Consider the following 16,964-nt stretch of genomic DNA (forward strand, 5'->3'; position numbering starts at 1 on the left):
GCGCACCTACCCCGCTGAATCAATACGCCGTCTGCGTGTAGGGACGCGCGGCGGCGCCTTTGCCCCAATCCATATTCGGCTTGCTTGACATCGTAAATACCAGCTCGCCGCCCGCCGTGATCTGCTCATGGCGCAGGAAGGTCTGCGCCAGCGGCTTGCCGTTCAGGGTCACGCCGGCCACGTACACGTTCTCCGCGCCCAAGCCGGCGGCGCGGATGGTGAAGGTCTTCCCGTTCGGCAGATTCATGACCGCCTTGTCCAGGAACGGCCGGCCGATCACGTACTCGTTGCTGCCCGGCGCCACAGGGTAGAAGCCCAGTGCCGTAAAGGCCAGCCATGCCGACATCTGCCCCAGGTCGTCGTTGCCCGACAAGCCGTCCGGCTTGGCGCTGTACTGCGACGCCACCACTTGCGTCAGACGCTTCTGCGTCTTCCACGGCGCGCCGGCATAGTTGTACAGGTAAGCCACGTGATGCGACGGCTCGTTGCCATGCGCGTAGTGGCCGATCAGGCCGGAGATATCCTCCATGTGCGCATACACCTTCTCGTCCACCTTGGCGTCGAACATCATGTCGATCTTGTTCTGCAGGCCGGCATCGCCGCCCAGCATCTTGATCAGGCCCGCGTTATCGTGCGGCATATACCAGGAATACTGCCACGCGCTGCCCTCGGTGTAGTCGCTGCCGAAGTTGGACAGCACAGGATCGAACGGCTCGCGGAACGTGCCGTCCGATTTTTTCGCCCGCAGGAAGCCGGTCTTCACGTCGAACGAATTGCGATAGTTCTGCGCCCGCTTGTAGTAGCGCGCCGCGATATCCTTCTTGCCCATCTTCTCCGCCATGCGCGCGATGGTCCAGTCGTCGAACGCATACTCCACCGTTTTCGACGCCGCTTCCGGCTCCAGGTCGATCGGCACGTAGCCCAGCTTCATGTAGTACTGCAAGCCGCCATACGGACCATATTCCGCGCTGCTGGTCATGGCCTTCAGCGCCTCCTCGGCGTCAAAGCCCTTCAGTCCCTTCATGTAGGCATCGGCGATGACCGGCACCGCGTGATAGCCGATCATGCACCACGTCTCCAGGCCGTGGAACTGCCATACCGGCAGGATGCCGTACGGGCTGGCCTTCTGCGACTCGATCAGCGAACGCACGAAATCGACGTTGCGCTGTTCCGGCTGGATCAGCGTCAGCAGCGGATGCAGCGCGCGATAGGTGTCCCACAGCGAGAAGGTCGAATGGAAGCGGAAGCCCTGCGCCTGGTGCACCTCGTTGTCCGGACCGCGATAGCGTCCGTCGCGGTCCATGAACAGGCTCGGCGCCAGCATGCTGTGATACAGCGCCGTGTAGACCATCTTGCGCATGTCCGGCGCGGCTTCTATCGCCACCGCGCCCAGCGCCTCGTTCCATGCCGCCGATGCTTTCGCGCGCTCGGCATTAAAGTCCCAGCCCGGCATCTCGCCCAGGTTGGCGATGGCGCCCTCCTCGCTGACGGCGGAAATCGCCACCTTCACTTCGAGCTGGCCATCCGGCGGCACGCCGAACTCCAGCGCGCCGACCAGCGCCTTGCCCTCCACCACGGCCTTGTCGCCCGGACCGCTGCCCGGACCGGCGAAGCCCTTGTACTCGACATCGAGCTCCATGTTGCGCAATGCGCGCGAGGTCAGCGGATGCGAGAACGATATCGCGAAATACAGCTGGCGCCCGGCCGCCCAGCCGCGCGTTTCACGCATGCCGGTGATCAGCGTGTTGTCGCGCACGCGCAGCCGCGACCACAGGTTCTTGGCCTTGTAGTCGTAGATGCTGCTGCGCAGGTCCAGTATCACCTTGGCCTCGGCGCCCTTGGCATACCGGTAGCGGTGCAGGCCGACACGCTCGCTGGCGGTCAGCTCGACATCGACGTCGTTGTCCACCAGCTTGACGGCGTAGTAGCCCGGCTCCGCATGCTCGTCCTGGTGCTTGAAGCGCGAACGGTAGCCGCTGAACGGACGCTCCGGATAACCCGGCTCCAGCTTGGTCTCGCCGCTGTACGGCATCAGCAGCACGTCGCCCAGGTCGGAATGGCCGGTGCCGGAGAAGTGCGTGTGCGAGAAGCCGAGTATGCTGTCGTCCTCGTAGCGGTAGCCGGACGCCCATGGATAGCTCTGGCGGAACGGCCGCACCTGCGTATCGGGACTCAGCTGGATCATGCCAAATGGCCGCGCCGCGCCGGGGAAGGTATGGCCGTCGCCACCGGTGCCGATGAAAACATCGACCGCGGCGGCCGGTGTGGTCTGGCCGGTCGCGATCGACGGTAGTGCAAGGACCAGCGACAGCGCGGCGGCGGTTGAAAAGAGTTTAGTCGCGTTCATTCGGATTCCAGTACAGGGACGATCCGACTTTATAGCCCCGGACAGGGCACCGGTCAATCACTTCCCCGCCGCGATGGGCATTGTTTAGTAAATTCGCTAAACAATGCCCTCGTCTAGTCCTCCCGTGACCATAGCAGTGCGGCGCCGGCCTTCCCTGCTCCGCGCTGTATCAGCCCCTGCATGCGCAGCGTGGCGCGCGCCAGCGTCAGCGTGCTGTCGACCAGGAAGTAGCTGCTCGAGACCTCGTAGCTGACGCCCTCCAGCGTCTCCTTGTCGTTCAGCCGGAACGCGAAGTCGCTGGGTCCCGTGAAATAAGCCTGCCGGCGGCGGCCTGTCAGTTCCCGCGCATCCTGCAGCGAGAAGTTGACCACCGTCGTCAGCACCTCCGGCGAAGCCGTGTTCACGTTGACCGGCGTCGTCTCCGGCAGCACGACGACGAACTCCCGCAAGCGTTCCAGTGCCGCCGGACTGAAACCGGCGATGGTGCGCAGGTCGTCGAGCCGCTGGATATCCATGCCCTTCTGCGCGCCGGCGACGGCTTCCGCCACCCGGTAAGCCAGCCCGGTATCGAGCCGCAGCACCGCCAGCAGCCGCGAAAACGCCGTCACCTGGAACAGGTCGATCTTGCCGCCGGGCGCCAGGTTGCGCAGATTGAAGCGCGACTGCGCGTCGACGATGCGCTGCGCCAGCCGGCCACCGGAGCCCATCCCTCCCGGCCCGGCATCCTGCCCGAGGTAGCGGTCCAGCCGGTCCTCCAGCAGCGGCGCGGTCCAGGCGCCGTCCAGCGTGGTGACGTTGGCCTGCGCCGCCGCGTCGAGCAGCGCGAGGCGCGCGGCATCCTGCGCCGCCCGCACTATCAGCTTGCCCTGCAGTTGCAAACGCTGCCCCTCCATGCCGCGCACCAGTACCTGCTGCTGCCAGAAGATACCGGTGACCAGCGTGACGGACAGCGCCGTCAGCAGCAAGGCCGTCACCACGGCCACGCCGCGTTGACGTCCCCTCCGCCGCGCGGGCATTACTGCAGCGCCGTTACCGCGACCTTGGCATGGGTGCCGTCGGCCGACGAATCCTGTGAGTACGCGCCGATCTTGAAGTACAGGTCGATCGCGCTCCACGACGCCGTCTCGTAGGTATAGGACTTGGAAGTGCCGTTCACCGTTACTGTCACCGTCGATCCAACCAGCTTGATGGTGTAGTCGATGTTGTCACCCAGCGCCAGGCCGCTCTTGATGAGGATCTGCTGCTCCGGATCGGCGAAGTGCTGCTTCACGCCCATCAGCACATCGCCATTGGTCCAGCGGATTTTCAGCAGCTCGGAACCGCCGGTCTGCTCGCCGTGGATCTGGCCGATGATGATCTTGCCGGTGGCCGGCTGCTGCAGCACCTTCATCGATGCCGACAGCGTATGCGTGCCGCCCATGTTCCAGGTGGCGTTGCCGCGCATTTCGGAGCGGGGATACTCCGAATTGGCGGTCGAGCCGGCGCCGGAAGGCACGTAGAACGTCATCGCGCCGGTGGAGCCGTCGGTGTAGAAATACGGATCGGTGTAGCTGCCGATCGGGCTGACCTGCTTGAGCTGCAGCGAACCGTCCAGCGTCTGCAGCTTATAGCCGGACAGGTCGAAATTCTGCCCCGGCGCCTTGGCGGTATCGAGGCCGGTGCAGCTGCCCGCGCCGTTGGTCCATATCTCCATCTCCGACAGGCTGACCCACTTGTTCACATCGCTGCCCGTGCTCTGCACCCGTACGTACCTGGCCGACTTGTCGCCGAAGGTGTAGGGTTTGAGCTGCGCCGTGGTGCCGCTGTTGGTGCCGTTGAATACGTCGCTCCAGCTGCTGCCGTCGTTCGACGTCTTCAGCGACAGGCTGTATTTGCGCGTATCGCCGTTGTACCAGGCCAGGTTGGCGTAAGCGACCTTGTAGCAGGCGCCGAGGTTATATTGCAGCCACTGCGCGCCGGCGGTGGCGTCGGCCGACCAGCGCGTGGCCAGCGAACCGTCGTTGGCGTTGACCGGCAGGTTGGTGTCGCTGCCGCTGGCAGTGATGTTGGAATTGGCGATCGTCAGTTTGGTCTGTGCCGAAGCCGGGGCGAGCGCCGCCAGCAGCACAGCAGCGATCGCTGCCTGAGCTGAAATTTTTTGCATGTCGAGTGTCCCCTGTAGTTTATTTTCGGGTGAATTGCCAATTCATCATACTCAACACACAATTCAAGGTAAACGTTTTTCTAATATGTCGTTGTTTTAACGGAACCAGTGAGTATTTTCAAAGTAAAACGTTTACTTATACCAAGGCCGCGTGATCTGCAGCGGACGCACATCGAGCCGTACATTGAGGATCGTATACGCGTCGGTGGTGGCGGACGCATAACCGACGCTGTCGGCCGTGCGGGTGAATTTGAACTCGAACCCCAGCTCCTGGAACGGCTCGCCCGGGCCCGCGGTGGCGATGCCGATCGCCTCGGTCTGCACGTTGTCGATCAGCTTTTCCAGCATCACCAGCACCGTGTTGTGGCCGAGGACGTCGGTCGAATAGACCGGATCCTTCTCCTCCGGTTTGAGCGGATCCAGCAGCCCATCGGCCTTGTCCGCCGATGGCGTGTAGCGGCGCGTGGCCAGGTTATAGCGGTCGCCGTGATCGAGATAGCTGATGCGCGCATTCGACAGGTTGAATTCCTTGGCGCCGCTGGTCTTGGCTTGCGACAGGTCGAGCAACAGCGAGCCCTGGTAGCCGATCACCTCCACTTCGTGCTGCGGGCCGATGATCAGCGCCGAATTCTCGTCGATGCCCAGCCCGAGCTTGTAGCCCCTCTTCAGCATCGCGGGCAGCATGCGCGCAAAGCGTCCGCGCGCCAGCAGGTGCTGGTCGACGAAGACGTCGTTGCCGATGAAGCCCAGTCCCGGCGCCAGTTCCACGCCATCGTTGACGCCCTGGCTCAGGGTGCCGAATACCGTCTTGGCGTTGTAGTACATGGTGGCGCTCATGATGGCGGCGCCGGCGCTGCTGCCGGCGATCACGCCGCCGCGCCGGTACACATCCCATATCGCTTCCAGCGCCGCAGTGCGGCTGCCGTCCGCGCGCACCAGCGCCTGCGTGATCAGCGCCTGGTCGCCGCCGGCGAAGTAGACGCCGCCGGCCTGGCGGATCGATGCGGCCAGCGCCGCGTCCTCCGCATCGCGGCGATAGTCATGATCCTTCAGGCGCACCGCCAGCGGCACCACGAACGCCGAGGCGCCGTAGTGGTTCAGGTATCCGGCCAGGTTGGCGCCGGAGCGCACGGGATTGGCCGCGGCGGCCGGGATGACGGCAATCCGCGCACCGGCGCCGCCGGCCAGCTTGACGACCCGCTGCCAGATTTCGGCGTTATCGGCACGCAGCGCGCCGCCGACGATGACCAGTGAACCCTGAGGCGCCTGCTCCGCCGCCTGCGCGGCCGGCAGCATCGCGCAAAGCAAAGCGCAGACCCGGATCACACGAAGAAGATAGCTCACGCCTTGCCCTTTCCCTTGCCGTTCTTGCCGGCCGTCGGGCCGTACAGGTAGGCGGATATCGCCTCCGTCAGTCGCGCGGCCTTCTCCACATTATCCTTGTTCGACACCATCAACGACACCGCCAGCGCTTCAATGATCGCCACTGCGGCCGTCGAGCTGCTCGGCAGGACCGGATGGGTGCTGTTCGCATACAGCACGTGCTGCGACATTTCCACCAGCGGCGAGGCCGGAGCATCGGTCAGCGCGATGACGCAGGCCTGGTGGTCGCGCGCATACTGCGCCAGGCGGACCACGTCGAGCGCATAACGCGGGAACGAGATCACCACCAGCACATCCTCCGCTCCGATAGTGGCCAGATGGCCGGCCGCGACCTCGGTGCCGCCCGCGGCCGCCACCTCCACCACATGATGGCAGAACGGCTGCAGATGCAGCGACAGCAGGCCTGCCAGATAATAAGACAATCCAAAACCCAGCACATACACGGTACGCGCCGCACCCAGTTTTTGCACCACCTGGTCCATGTCCGCCTGCGACAAGGCGTTGCGGGCAGCGCCGATATTGGCCAGCGCGTACTCCACGCTCTCGCCGCCGGGCCACATCGAGCCCTCGCGGTTCTCTATCGAGTGGCGCAGTTTGTCGACCGGCTGCATTTCCGAATGCAGCGTCTCGGCCACGGCGCTGCGCATGGCGGCGTAATTGGCGAAACCGATATCGCGTGCGAAGCGGCTGATGGTCGCGGTGGACACCTGGCAGCCTTCGGCCATTTCATCGATCTTCAGTGCGGTCACCCGCATCGGGTTGCGCAACAGGTAATTCGCGATGCTGCGATTCGATGCCGAGCCCTGGGCCAGGACTCCGGACAGCACATGGCCCAGCGACGACTGCGCAAACGCGACACCCGCCGACGACGATCGAACCGCAGGCGCCGAAACTGGTTTGCTGGTTTTCATGCAGTCCTCGATTTTCGAAAGAACGTAAGGATACTGATATTTCTGGAAATTTCGAGTCGTATTTACACTTATACACAGTTAGTTGACTTACAATGCCAAAAAACCAACCAGGAGTCACAATGGTATCCAGCATTACTTCAGGAGGCGCGCGCAGCGCGGGTGTCGGCTCCGGCGCCCAGGCACAGATTAATGGCCTGCTCGGGAATATCAAGAAGTTGCGCAAACAGATCGTCGCGCTGCAGAAGCAGCTGATGGAAACCAGCGATCCCCAGGTGCGCCTGCAGCTGATCAAGGAGATCGAGGATCTGAACCGCACCGTACAACTGCTGGAGCGGCAAATCGCGCAAATCCAGGAAAACGAACGGCGCAAGGCCGAGACGCACCGCCAGGCGCAACTGGATATGAAAAAGGAAGAGGAAGCGCGGCGGCAGAGATAAGATGTAATAACTCTCAGTAGCCCGACTCTTGCCCTCCCCGCCATAGGTCCCGGCGTGTGAAACCAGGTCACCGGGGGCTTTGATCGCCTCTATCTCATCTTGACGACGACCTTGCCCCTGGAACGCCCCTGGGCAAGGTATTCAAGGGCTTCCTTTGCCTGTTCGAATGGAAACACCTTGTCGATCACCGGCCGGATGTGCTCTCCCTCCAGGAGTTCGCCGATTTGGGCGAGTTGATCGCCATCGGGACGCACGAACAAAAATGAGTAGGCGACATCCCGCCTTTTCGCAAGACGCATGATCTTGCGGCTCATCAAGCCGAACACGAACGTCAGCAAGAAGTTCAGCCGTCGAGCGCGGGCGAATGCCGCGTCCAGTGGTCCGACCAGGGATACCATCGTGGCTCCCGGCTTGAGGATATCGACGGTTTTCTCCAACGCATCCCCCCTGACCGTGCCAAGCACCGCGTCGTAGCCGCGCAGCACTTTCTCGAACTCCTGCTTCTTGTAGTCAACCACCTCGTCCGCGCCAAGGCTGCTCACCAGTTCGACGTTGCCCGTGCTGGTGCTCGTTCCCACCTTGGCGCCCAGGTGCTTTGCCAGTTGGATCGCAAACGTGCCAATGCCGCCGGAGCCTGCAGGGATGAACACTTTTTGACCGGCGCGAAGAATGGCGCGTTCTTTCAGCGCCTGCCACGAGGTGAGCCCAACCATCGGGATCGATGCCGCCTGCACGAAGTCCAGGTTGGCCGGCTTCATCGCGGCGGCGCTCTCCGGCACCACCGCGAACTCGGCGATCGAGCCCGTGCCCATGTCGAAGATGCTGGCGAAGACTGCATCGCCGGGCTTGAAGCGAGTCACGCCGCTGCCGACCTCCGTCACCACACCGGCCAGATCGCTGCCCAGCGTAGCCGGAAGCCGGAACCGAAGGACGGGTTTGAAGATGCCGGTGGGGATTATGTTGTCGATCGGGTTCACGCCCGCGGCGTGGACCTGAACCAGCAGCTCGTTGGGCTTGAGCGTGGGGCGGGGAACGTCCGAGATGCCGATGTCGGGCGACTTGCCATAGCGTTTGAAGGTGAGCGCTTTCATGATTTTCCTTGTTCCTGACGTAGCGAGGGTTGTGCATGGCGTCATATGACTCCACGACGGGGACGTAATTTTTATTTTCGTATGACGATCATCATATTTTTAGGCAAGCGAAGAATTGATGGATTTCAGTGGTGTCAGGCGATAGGCAGATGCTTCAAGGCAGCCGTCAGCAGACTGTCGGATAGCGCCGGCTCGTCGACGACGCGGGCCAACAGCAAGGTGCCGACCATGGCAGCGATGGTCACGAGGGAGCGTTCGTGGACACCGGGCTGCCCCCAATCCGGCGACTGGCGGGCAACAAGATCGACCATTTCCTTGATGTACCGGGTGGTCACGCGCCGGACTTCGGGCGCCTGGCGCACGGTCTCCGAGCCCAGCGCGGCCAGCGGACATCCCTGCTCCACCTGCTCCAGGTTTTCTCGCGAGAGATAGGCGTGGAGCATGTAGGTCAAAGCCTGTTCCGGCGGCACACTGGCCACGACGTCTGCCGCCACGGCGGCCGACTCCGCGCAGGCCCGCCCCACTGCTTCCGCCAGCATGGCCTCGCGCGAGGCGAAGTGGGCGTAGAAAGCCCCATGGGTCAGCCCGGCCTCCTTCATGATGTCGGCGACTCCGGTTCCGTCATAGCCGCTGCGACGGATCGCCCGCGCAGCGGCGGACACGATGCGCTCATGCGAGGCTTCCTTGGCTGTCGTTCTGGTGGTGGGTTTTGAATTTCGCATGATGATCATCATACACGATTTCAAAAAAATGTGTTGTGAGGCGTTAAACCGTTGTCGCAACGCTTTCCTCCCTTACCGTCTGCGGGGTCTTTCCTGTCCAGGCATGAAATGCCCTGGCAAAGGAATTGGAATCCTCGAAGCCCAACAGAAAGGAGATCTCCGCACCCGACATGTGCGTGTTGCGCAAATAGTGGTGTGCCAGCGAACCGCGCAGCATATCCAGCGTTTGCTGGAACGTGGTGCCCTCCTCTTTCAGCCGACGTTGCAGCGTGCGCGTGCTGACTGCCAGCTTGCGGCTGACCGTCAGCATCGACACTTCGCCGGCAGGCAGGCATTCCAGCAACGTGCTGCGCACCCTCTCCAGCATGCCGGCGCTGCGGTCCAGATCGGCCAGCCGCTGCCGCAACGACGGTTCGAAAAACAGCCACATCTTGTGGTTTTCGGTAAGAAAGGGGCGGTCCATATCCTCGTTGGCGAATACCAACGTGGCCAGCTGCGCATCGGTCAGCGCCATGCCAAAGTGCGAGGCGTATTTATCCGCGTCCGCTGCGGTGATGGCATGAAGAGGCCAACTGACGCGCAGTGGCTGGACATGCGTGCGCGTCGCCAGGCGCGCCAGCTGAACAAAGAAAACCAGCTTGAACGCCAGGAACACCAACGGCGGCCGCGTGGTGGGGTCGATGAAGTCGATGGTGACAGTGGTCTGCGCCGGCGCACGCGTCATGTTGATGCTCATGGGCGCGATTAATTTGACGTACTTGCTGATCCGATCCAGCGCAGCGGCCAGATTAGGACTGCACAGCGCGGCAAACAGTTCAGGATCGAACCATTCAGAGGACATGACCTTGGCGATACGCAGTGGCGCCGGCAGGTCCGGGGCGAGCGATGCCGCTTCGTCGTCGATCGCGGTCCACAGCTTGAAGAAGTTGGCTGCATCCAGACGCACGTTCTGGCGCACGAACAAGTCGCCGGGCAATTGCGCGCGGCGCAGTACCGGCGCGGTGGCCAGCCCCGCATCCTGCATCAACAGGCGCCAGCCCGGCCAGATCGCATAGTCCATTTTATTTGATGAGTTCATGGGATCAGTCTAGCTCGCAGAACACGCCACCACAATAGCCAACTGCGCCAGGACGCCTACGGTGAAGTTGGCGCATTTTGCGCTTATGTGGCGCGATTGGCGAGTGCCAGCATCGTCCGCCTCAGGCAAAGTAAAGCCACTGCAAAACTCTACAAAGAAGGCAATGAAATGAAAAAGACTATCCTGATTACCGGCGCATCGTCGGGTTTCGGCTTGCTGTTGGCGAACCACCTGCACCAACAAGGCCACACAGTGATCGGCACCAGCCGCGAGCCGGAAAAGCATGCCGGCAAGTTGCCGTTCAAGCTGCTCCCACTGGATATCGGCGACGACCGCTCCATCCGGGCATTCACGGAAGCGCTGTTCCAGCACACGTCGAAGCTCGATGTGCTGGTCAATAACGCTGGCTACATGGTGACGGGCATCGCCGAGGAGACCTCGATTGAGCTGGGGAGGCAGCAGTTTGAAACCAACTTCTGGGGCACGGTGAAGGTGACGAATGCTTTGCTGCCGCGGTTCCGCGCGCAGAAGCAGGGGCAGATTATTACGGTCAGTTCCATCGTCGGCCTGATCGGACCGCCCAACCTGTCGTTTTACAGCGCCTCCAAGCACGCGGTACAGGGGTACTTCAAATCGCTGCGCTTCGAGCTGAACCAATTCAACATCAAGGTCAGCATGGTTGAGCCGGTGTGGTTCAAGACCAACCTGGCCCATAACGCAGTTGCGGCAAGCCAGACCAATATCGCGGATTACAACAGCTATCGCCGCAAGGCGAATGCCGCAACTCAAAAGGGCATCGATGAAGCGGAGGCGCCGGATGCGGTGGTCGATACCATTAATCGGTTGATCAGCACGCAGGAACCGAAATTCAGCAATCCGGTCGGCAAGATGACCGGCATGATTCTGTTCCTGCAAAGCTATGCGCCGAAGATGTTTGAAGGTTCGATTCTGAAAAGTGTGGAGACCGCCCTATCATGAAATACTACCTCTGCAAATACGTTCCGCCACGCGCGAACTTCCTGGCCACCATGTCTGCCGATGAGCAAGCCTGGATGCAGCGGCATGGCAGCTATCTGAACCAGTTGCTGGGCCAAGGCGTGATTGTGGCGCATGGACCGGTGATCGATGAGACTGGCGGCTATGGGGTGTCGCTGTACCAGATCGCGGACGACCAGGAGATCGGCGCGTTGACATCGGAAGATCCGATTATCAAACACGGCGTGGGCCACTACGAGCACTACACCATGTTGCATTTGAAATTCAAGCCATTGCCGCCGCACGAGTGATGCCCGAAGCCGGCGGCGCGATTTCTTTTTCGCCCGCCGGCTTTTGCATTAGAATCAGCGTCTTTGCATACCGCTCAGGGAACCCGATGGCAGATGTGACCCTTCTCACGGTTTATGGTGCACAAGCGTCGGGATCGATCGCCGTCGAAGCCGCGCTGACACTTCTCGGTGTTCCGTATTCCCTCATCGAGGGCGCCACTTGGGTGGATGAGGAAGCCAGGAACCGCGTCGCAACGGAAAATCCGATGCGGCAGATCCCAACCTTGGTCATGCCAGACGGAGAGGTCATGACGGAGAGCGCGGCGATACTGATCTACCTCGCGGATATGTACCCTGACGCGGGCCTGGCGCCGGCGCCGGAAGACGCTCGGCGACGTCAGTTTCTGCGATGGATGGTCTACGTATCCTCAGCCATCTACTCGCTCCATTGGATCAAACCCGATGTCCAGCGTATCGGCGCGCCCGTCAGCGCACGAACGTCCGTGGTCAACGCAGTGCATGAGCGCATCGCATTTTGTTGGAACAACATGGATCGCCAGCTAGAGCCGGGCCGCTATCTTCTTGGTGATGATCTGTCCGTGCTTGACCTCTACGTCACGGTGGTCTCCCGCTTCGGCCCTTGGCGCGATCGTTTCTACGAGGTCGCGCCCCGCATGACGCCGGTGGTACGCCGCGTGGACGAAGATCCCCGTCTCACGGCCTTCTGGCGCGAGCGTTTCCCGCAAGACTAGACGCAACCGCCCAGGCCGGCGGTGCGATTTCTTTTTCACCGTCCGGCTTTTGCATTAGAATCATCGTTTTTGCATACCGCCCAGGGAATCAGATGGCAGATGGTAAGAACGAACTCAAACGGGGCCTGAAGAGCCGGCACATCCAGCTGATCGCGCTTGGCGGCGCCATCGGCACCGGCCTGTTCCTCGGCATCGCCCAAACCATACAGATGGCCGGGCCGTCGGTGCTGCTGGGCTACGGCATGGCCGGCCTGATCGCCTTCTTCATCATGCGCCAGCTGGGCGAGATGGTGGTCGACGAGCCGGTCGCCGGTTCGTTCAGCTACTTCGCCGACAAATACTGCGGCCACCTGGCCGGCTTCACGGCGGGCTGGAACTACTGGGTGCTGTATGTGCTGGTCAGCATGGCCGAACTGTCGGCGGTCGGCATCTACGTCCAGTACTGGTGGCCCGCGATCCCGACCTGGGTTTCGGCGCTGGCCTTCTTCGTCATCATCAACACCATCAGCCTGTCCAACGTCAAGGCCTTCGGCGAGATGGAGTTCTGGTTCGCCATCATCAAGGTGGTCGCCATCGTCGGCATGATCGTGTTCGGCGCCTACCTGCTGTTCTCCGGCAGCGCCGGTCCGGAAGCCACGGTCGCCAACCTGTGGCAACACGGCGGCTTCTTCCCCAACGGGGTCGGCGGCCTGGTCATGGCGATGGCCGTCATCATGTTCTCGTTCGGCGGCCTGGAGCTGATCGGCATCACCGCCGCCGAGGCGGACAATCCATCACATACCATTCCCAAGGCCACCAACCAGGCCATCTACCGCATCCTGATCTTCTACATCGGCGCGCTGGGCATCCTGCTGTCGCTGTACCCCTGGCAGAAGGTGGTCACCGGCGGCAGCCCGTTCGTGCTGATCTTCCATGCGCTGAACAGCAACCTGGTGGCGCACGCGCTGAACGCGGTGGTGCTGACGGCCGCGCTGTCGGTGTATAACAGCTGCGTGTATTCCAACACCCGCATGCTGTACGGCCTGGCCAAGCAAGGCAACGCGCCGCAGGCGCTGCTGAAGTTGAACAAGCGCGGCGCGCCGCTGGCGGCGCTGGGCGTGTCCGCGCTGGCGACCGGCATCTGCGTGGCCGTCAACTACTTCATGCCGGGCAAGGCCTTCGGCTTCCTGATGGGACTCGTCGTCTCGGCGCTGATCATCAACTGGGGCATGATCAGCTGGATCCACCTGCGCTTCCGCGCGCAGAAAAAGGCCGAGGGCCAGACCACCGCGTTCCGCAGCCTGGGCTACCCGCTGACCAACTACCTGTGCCTGGCCTTCCTGGCCGGCATCCTGGTGGTGATGTACATGACGCCGGACCTGCAGCTGTCGGTGTACCTGATCCCGGTATGGCTGGCGGTGCTGGGCGTCGGCTACCAGCTGCGCACCAAAAAGCCAAGCGCCGCAGCGGTGCAATGAACGTGCGGCGCGGCCGGAGCTGGCGTGCCCTCGTCGGCGCCGCCATGCTGTGGCTGGCGTGCGCGCCGGCCGCGGCGCTCAATCCGGACATCCGGCTCGACGACTACAATCACGCCTCATGGACCGCGCGCGACGGCGCGCCGGGCGAGGTAAAAAGCCTGGCGCAGACACCGGACGGCTGGCTGTGGCTGGGTACCACGACCGGCCTGTTCCGCTTCGACGGCGTGCGCTTCGAACGCTACGTCCTGCCGATCAACGGCGAATTCGCCCGCCGCCGCATCACCGAACTGCGCGCGCAGGACAACGGCGACCTGTGGATCAGCTACATGGTCGGCAGCCTGTCGGTGCTGCACAAGGACGGCAGGCTGGAAGACCTGCCCGCATTCGACAGCAAGAACGGCCGCGTCATGACGCTGGCGCCGGACAGCGACGGCGGCGTGTGGATCGCGAGCGACAACGGCCTGTTCCTGCATGCGCACGGCCAGCCGCGCAAGATCGGCCCGGATCAAGGCCTGCCGGAGTTGATGGCAAAGAGCGTACTGCTCGACCAGTACGGCCAGGTCTGGACCATCAATGCCCTGGGCCTGTACCGCCTGGACCGCGCCACCGGAAAATTCCAGCAAGTGCTGGCGCAGGCCAACGACGCCGCGCTGATTCAATCGCCCGACGGCCGCCTGTGGCTGGCCGATGGGCAGCGCCTGCAGCCGGTGCCGTTGGCGCTGAGCCTTCCGCCCGGCTACGCCCCGGCCCGCGCGCTGCCGCGTTCAGCCGGCTTCAATCCGGCCGAATCACGCTGGGCCGGCCAGTTCGACCGTGACGGCAATCTGTGGACCCAGCACTGTCCGCAGGGCTTGTGTGTGGTGGCGCGCGGCGGCCAACGGCAGGACGCATTCACGCCGGTGCGCGACGCCACAGACACGCTGAATCCGCTCACACAGATGTCCGCGCGCGCCGCCAACGTCATCATGGAAGACCGCGAAGGCAATATCTGGATCGCCACCCAGGGTGGCCTCGACCGCTTCCGCGAAAACCGTTTGATACCGGCGCGGGTGCCGCTGTCGGCCGGCATTTTCAGCATGGCCGGCGACACCGAGGGCGGCGTCTGGGCCACCACGCAGAACACCGCCACCGCCTGGCGACTGGCGCCGGGCAAGGCGCCGCAGGAAGAACGCAGCCAGCCGTTCTCGGTGGTGGCCAACGCCCGCGACGGCGCGCTGCTGCTGGCGGGCCGGCGCGAGATCGAGCGCCGCCTGCACGGCCAGGTCAGCAAGATACCGCTGCCGCCGGGCCCCGACGGCCAGCCCACGGACCTCGACGTGCTCGGTCTGCAGGACGACGGCAAGGTGCTGTGGATGGCGGCCTCCAAGGTCGGCCTGATGGGCTACGTGGACGGCCGCTGGCTGCCGCGCAGCGCCTTCACGCTGTCGCCACGCATCTTCCTCGGCGCACCCGGGCGCGGCGCCGGCCAGCGCTGGCACGCCACGGCAGACGGCATGCTGGTCTTCAACGACAACGGCAAGATGACCACATACGACGGCCGTGCCCTGGGGCTGATCACCAGCATCACCGCCGGCGAGGACGTCGTGGCCGGCGGCGACCAGGGCCTGGCGGTATTGCAGGGCCAGGGCTTCCGCATGCTCAAGACCGACCGGCCCGACGCGCTGGTCAACATCTCCGGCATGGCCATCACCGCCGACGGCGACCGCTGGCTCAACGGCGCCAAGGGCGTGGTCCACGTGCGCCGCGACGACTGGCGCGACGCCGTCGACCATCCGGACGCGCCGCTGCGCTACGAATTGACCGGCGCCCTGGATGGCTATCCGGGCCAGGCGATGGTGGAGAACCGCCTGCCCAGCGTGTTTGCCGACCGCGCGGGCCAGCTGTGGTTCATGGCCAGCGGCGGCATCGTGCGGCTGGCCCCGGGCCAGATCCGCCGCAACGGTTTCAAGCCGGAAGTGCGGGTGCTGCGCATCGACGCCGGCGCCATCAGCTACGCCGCCAAGGCCGGCCTGCGCCTGCCGCCCGGATCGCAGGACCTGGACATCCAGTTCACCGCGCCCGGCCTCGGCAAGCCCGAGGCGATGCGTTTCCAGTACCGGCTGTCCGGCGTCAACGGCGACTGGCTGGAGGCAGGCGGCCGCCGCACCGCCTACTACACCAACCTCGGCCCGGGCAGCTACAGCTTCCGCGTGCGCGCCTGGAACGACGACGGCGTGCCGGTCGAGCAGGAGGCGCTGCTGGAATTCGAGATCGCGCCGACCTTCGTGCAGAGCATCTGGTTCAAGCTACTATGCGTGCTGGCGGCGGCCGGCCTGCTGTACCTGCTTTACCTGCACCGCATGCGCGTCGCCGTCGAACGCGTGGCCGAGCGCATGCACGTGCGCATGGCGGAACGCGAACGCATCGCCCGCACGCTGCACGATACCTTCCTGCAGAGCGTGCAGGCGATCATACTGCGGCTGGACGTGGTCGTCACCACGCTGCCGCAAGACAGCGCGGCGCGCAAGGCGCTGGAGCCCATCCTCGACAATGCCAGCGACACCGTCGTCGAAGGCCGCGACCAGGTGCACGAGCTGCGCTCCGGCCGCATCGACGACGTCGAGCGCGCCGCGCGCGAGGCCGGCCTCCAGCTGGAAAGCGAGCATCCCGGCACCCGATTCGTGCTGATGGTCTGCGGCGCGCGCGTCAAGCTCGACGCCCTGGTGGCGGAGGAAGCCTGCGAGATCGGCCGCGAAGCGATGCGCAACGCCTTCCATCATGCCGGTGCGGCCCAGGTGGAGGTGCAGCTCATCTACGAACGCGAACACTTCATGCTGCAGGTGGTCGACAACGGCAAGGGCATGACCGCCGCCGAGGTACAGGGCGAGAACAGCCCCCGACACTACGGCCTGGTCGGCATGCGCGAACGGGCGGCGCGCGCCGGGGGCAAGCTGGACATCGATAGCGCACCCGGCAAAGGCACCCGCGTGACGCTGACCGTTCCGGCCCGCCTGGCCTACGCCGGCGGCGTGCGGCGCGGGTGGCGCCGCCGGCAGCACCCCAAAGCCGCCTAGCGCAACCGGCCGCGCCGCAGCAGGTTGACAACGGCCAGCAGCACCAGCGCGCCGACGAAGGATACCGCCAGTGATTCGACGCTGAAGTCGTTCGCATTGATGGTGCCGGTGCCCAGCATCGGCGCCAGCAGCCAGCCGCTGAGCAGCGCGCCGACTATGCCGACCACGACGTTCAGCACCAGCCCCTGCTGCGCGTCGGTTCGCATGACCAGGCTGGCCAGCCAGCCCAGTATTCCTCCCACCACTATCCAGATGATGATATTCATCGTACTCCTCCGTGTGATCAACGCGGCCGGCGGCCGCTGTGTGACGATTATCCAAAGCC

At 63.8% G+C, this 16,964-nt stretch carries 15 protein-coding genes; 6 read left to right on the forward strand and 9 right to left on the reverse strand.

The features are described 5' to 3' along the window. Positions 1-19: 19 nt before the first annotated feature. From ACCD07_RS00280 to ACCD07_RS00300, 5 genes are all read right to left on the reverse strand, one after another. Entirely contained in the window at positions 20-2,347 is a 2,328-nt protein-coding gene (locus tag ACCD07_RS00280; RefSeq protein ID WP_413446144.1) for a GH92 family glycosyl hydrolase, read from the reverse strand. 113 nt (positions 2,348-2,460) lie between these two features. Further along, a complete protein-coding gene (gspK, locus tag ACCD07_RS00285) occupies positions 2,461-3,363 on the reverse strand; it encodes a type II secretion system minor pseudopilin GspK (RefSeq protein WP_413446145.1) in 903 nt (300 codons plus the stop codon). Next, positions 3,363-4,490, reverse strand: a complete 1,128-nt coding sequence (locus tag ACCD07_RS00290; RefSeq protein ID WP_413446146.1) for a polysaccharide lyase family 7 protein — start codon at positions 4,488-4,490, stop codon at positions 3,363-3,365. Before ACCD07_RS00290 ends, gspK begins: the two co-directional genes overlap by 1 nt. A gap of 132 nt (positions 4,491-4,622) precedes the next feature. Further along, a complete protein-coding gene (locus tag ACCD07_RS00295; protein WP_413446245.1) occupies positions 4,623-5,786 on the reverse strand; it encodes a cyanophycinase in 1,164 nt (387 codons plus the stop codon). A 44-nt stretch (positions 5,787-5,830) separates the two neighbouring features. Then, positions 5,831-6,784, reverse strand: coding sequence for a MurR/RpiR family transcriptional regulator (locus ACCD07_RS00300; protein WP_176650969.1), 954 nt, complete (start codon positions 6,782-6,784; stop codon positions 5,831-5,833). Positions 6,785-6,903: 119 nt separating this feature from the next. Between ACCD07_RS00300 and ACCD07_RS00305 the strand changes: the two genes are divergently transcribed. Continuing rightward, positions 6,904-7,221: a FlxA-like family protein gene (locus ACCD07_RS00305; protein ID WP_413446147.1), complete on the forward strand. Its 318-nt coding sequence runs from the start codon at positions 6,904-6,906 to the stop codon at positions 7,219-7,221. An 89-nt stretch (positions 7,222-7,310) separates the two neighbouring features. On the opposite strand, the gene ACCD07_RS00310 is transcribed toward ACCD07_RS00305, so the two are convergent. From ACCD07_RS00310 to ACCD07_RS00320, 3 genes are all read right to left on the reverse strand, one after another. Beyond that, complete coding sequence (locus ACCD07_RS00310; RefSeq protein WP_413446148.1) at positions 7,311-8,312, reverse strand: NADP-dependent oxidoreductase; 1,002 nt, start codon at positions 8,310-8,312, stop codon at positions 7,311-7,313. 134 nt (positions 8,313-8,446) lie between these two features. Then, a complete protein-coding gene (locus tag ACCD07_RS00315) occupies positions 8,447-9,046 on the reverse strand; it encodes a TetR/AcrR family transcriptional regulator (RefSeq protein ID WP_413446149.1) in 600 nt (199 codons plus the stop codon). Between the two features lie 31 nt (positions 9,047-9,077). Continuing rightward, complete coding sequence (locus ACCD07_RS00320; RefSeq protein ID WP_413446150.1) at positions 9,078-10,094, reverse strand: helix-turn-helix domain-containing protein; 1,017 nt, start codon at positions 10,092-10,094, stop codon at positions 9,078-9,080. A 186-nt stretch (positions 10,095-10,280) separates the two neighbouring features. On the opposite strand from ACCD07_RS00320, the gene ACCD07_RS00325 reads away from it, so the two are divergent. From ACCD07_RS00325 to ACCD07_RS00345, 5 genes are all read left to right on the forward strand, one after another. Beyond that, positions 10,281-11,090 (forward strand): SDR family NAD(P)-dependent oxidoreductase, encoded by an 810-nt coding sequence (locus ACCD07_RS00325; RefSeq protein ID WP_413446151.1) that lies wholly within the window; start codon positions 10,281-10,283, stop codon positions 11,088-11,090. Next, a complete protein-coding gene (locus tag ACCD07_RS00330; RefSeq protein WP_413446152.1) occupies positions 11,087-11,398 on the forward strand; it encodes a YciI family protein in 312 nt (103 codons plus the stop codon). Before ACCD07_RS00325 ends, ACCD07_RS00330 begins: the two co-directional genes overlap by 4 nt. An 86-nt stretch (positions 11,399-11,484) precedes the next feature. Continuing rightward, positions 11,485-12,129 (forward strand): glutathione S-transferase family protein, encoded by a 645-nt coding sequence (locus tag ACCD07_RS00335; RefSeq protein ID WP_413446153.1) that lies wholly within the window; start codon positions 11,485-11,487, stop codon positions 12,127-12,129. Positions 12,130-12,221: 92 nt separating this feature from the next. After that, the gene (locus ACCD07_RS00340; protein WP_353403596.1) at positions 12,222-13,586 is read left to right on the forward strand and encodes an amino acid permease; all 1,365 of its coding nucleotides are present in this window, start codon (positions 12,222-12,224) and stop codon (positions 13,584-13,586) included. Continuing rightward, positions 13,583-16,639 (forward strand): triple tyrosine motif-containing protein, encoded by a 3,057-nt coding sequence (locus ACCD07_RS00345; protein ID WP_413446154.1) that lies wholly within the window; start codon positions 13,583-13,585, stop codon positions 16,637-16,639. Before ACCD07_RS00340 ends, ACCD07_RS00345 begins: the two co-directional genes overlap by 4 nt. Here ACCD07_RS00345 and ACCD07_RS00350 read toward each other — a convergent pair. Beyond that, positions 16,636-16,905 carry a GlsB/YeaQ/YmgE family stress response membrane protein gene (locus ACCD07_RS00350; protein ID WP_176650975.1) on the reverse strand — a complete coding sequence of 90 codons (270 nt, stop codon included), beginning with the start codon at positions 16,903-16,905 and terminating at the stop codon, positions 16,636-16,638. The two genes, ACCD07_RS00345 and ACCD07_RS00350, sit on opposite strands and share 4 nt — an antisense overlap. Between the last annotated feature and the right edge of the window lie 59 nt (positions 16,906-16,964).

Source organism: Duganella sp. Dugasp56, from assembly GCF_047304105.1.
GTDB lineage: Bacteria > Pseudomonadota > Gammaproteobacteria > Burkholderiales > Burkholderiaceae_D > Rugamonas > Rugamonas hordei.

What these genes read in the sequence shown, in the direction of transcription:
- ACCD07_RS00280 (WP_413446144.1), bottom strand. Translation starts at nt 2,347, where the DNA reads ATGAACGCGACTAAACTCTTTTCAACCGCCGCCGCGCTGTCGCTGGTC.
- gspK (WP_413446145.1), bottom strand. Translation starts at nt 3,363, where the DNA reads ATGCCCGCGCGGCGGAGGGGACGTCAACGCGGCGTGGCCGTGGTGACG.
- ACCD07_RS00290 (WP_413446146.1), bottom strand. Translation starts at nt 4,490, where the DNA reads ATGCAAAAAATTTCAGCTCAGGCAGCGATCGCTGCTGTGCTGCTGGCG.
- ACCD07_RS00295 (WP_413446245.1), bottom strand. Translation starts at nt 5,786, where the DNA reads ATGCTGCCGGCCGCGCAGGCGGCGGAGCAGGCGCCTCAGGGTTCACTG.
- ACCD07_RS00300 (WP_176650969.1), bottom strand. Translation starts at nt 6,784, where the DNA reads ATGAAAACCAGCAAACCAGTTTCGGCGCCTGCGGTTCGATCGTCGTCG.
- ACCD07_RS00305 (WP_413446147.1), top strand. Translation starts at nt 6,904, where the DNA reads ATGGTATCCAGCATTACTTCAGGAGGCGCGCGCAGCGCGGGTGTCGGC.
- ACCD07_RS00310 (WP_413446148.1), bottom strand. Translation starts at nt 8,312, where the DNA reads ATGAAAGCGCTCACCTTCAAACGCTATGGCAAGTCGCCCGACATCGGC.
- ACCD07_RS00315 (WP_413446149.1), bottom strand. Translation starts at nt 9,046, where the DNA reads ATGATGATCATCATGCGAAATTCAAAACCCACCACCAGAACGACAGCC.
- ACCD07_RS00320 (WP_413446150.1), bottom strand. Translation starts at nt 10,094, where the DNA reads ATGGACTATGCGATCTGGCCGGGCTGGCGCCTGTTGATGCAGGATGCG.
- ACCD07_RS00325 (WP_413446151.1), top strand. Translation starts at nt 10,281, where the DNA reads ATGAAAAAGACTATCCTGATTACCGGCGCATCGTCGGGTTTCGGCTTG.
- ACCD07_RS00330 (WP_413446152.1), top strand. Translation starts at nt 11,087, where the DNA reads ATGAAATACTACCTCTGCAAATACGTTCCGCCACGCGCGAACTTCCTG.
- ACCD07_RS00335 (WP_413446153.1), top strand. Translation starts at nt 11,485, where the DNA reads ATGGCAGATGTGACCCTTCTCACGGTTTATGGTGCACAAGCGTCGGGA.
- ACCD07_RS00340 (WP_353403596.1), top strand. Translation starts at nt 12,222, where the DNA reads ATGGCAGATGGTAAGAACGAACTCAAACGGGGCCTGAAGAGCCGGCAC.
- ACCD07_RS00345 (WP_413446154.1), top strand. Translation starts at nt 13,583, where the DNA reads ATGAACGTGCGGCGCGGCCGGAGCTGGCGTGCCCTCGTCGGCGCCGCC.
- ACCD07_RS00350 (WP_176650975.1), bottom strand. Translation starts at nt 16,905, where the DNA reads ATGAATATCATCATCTGGATAGTGGTGGGAGGAATACTGGGCTGGCTG.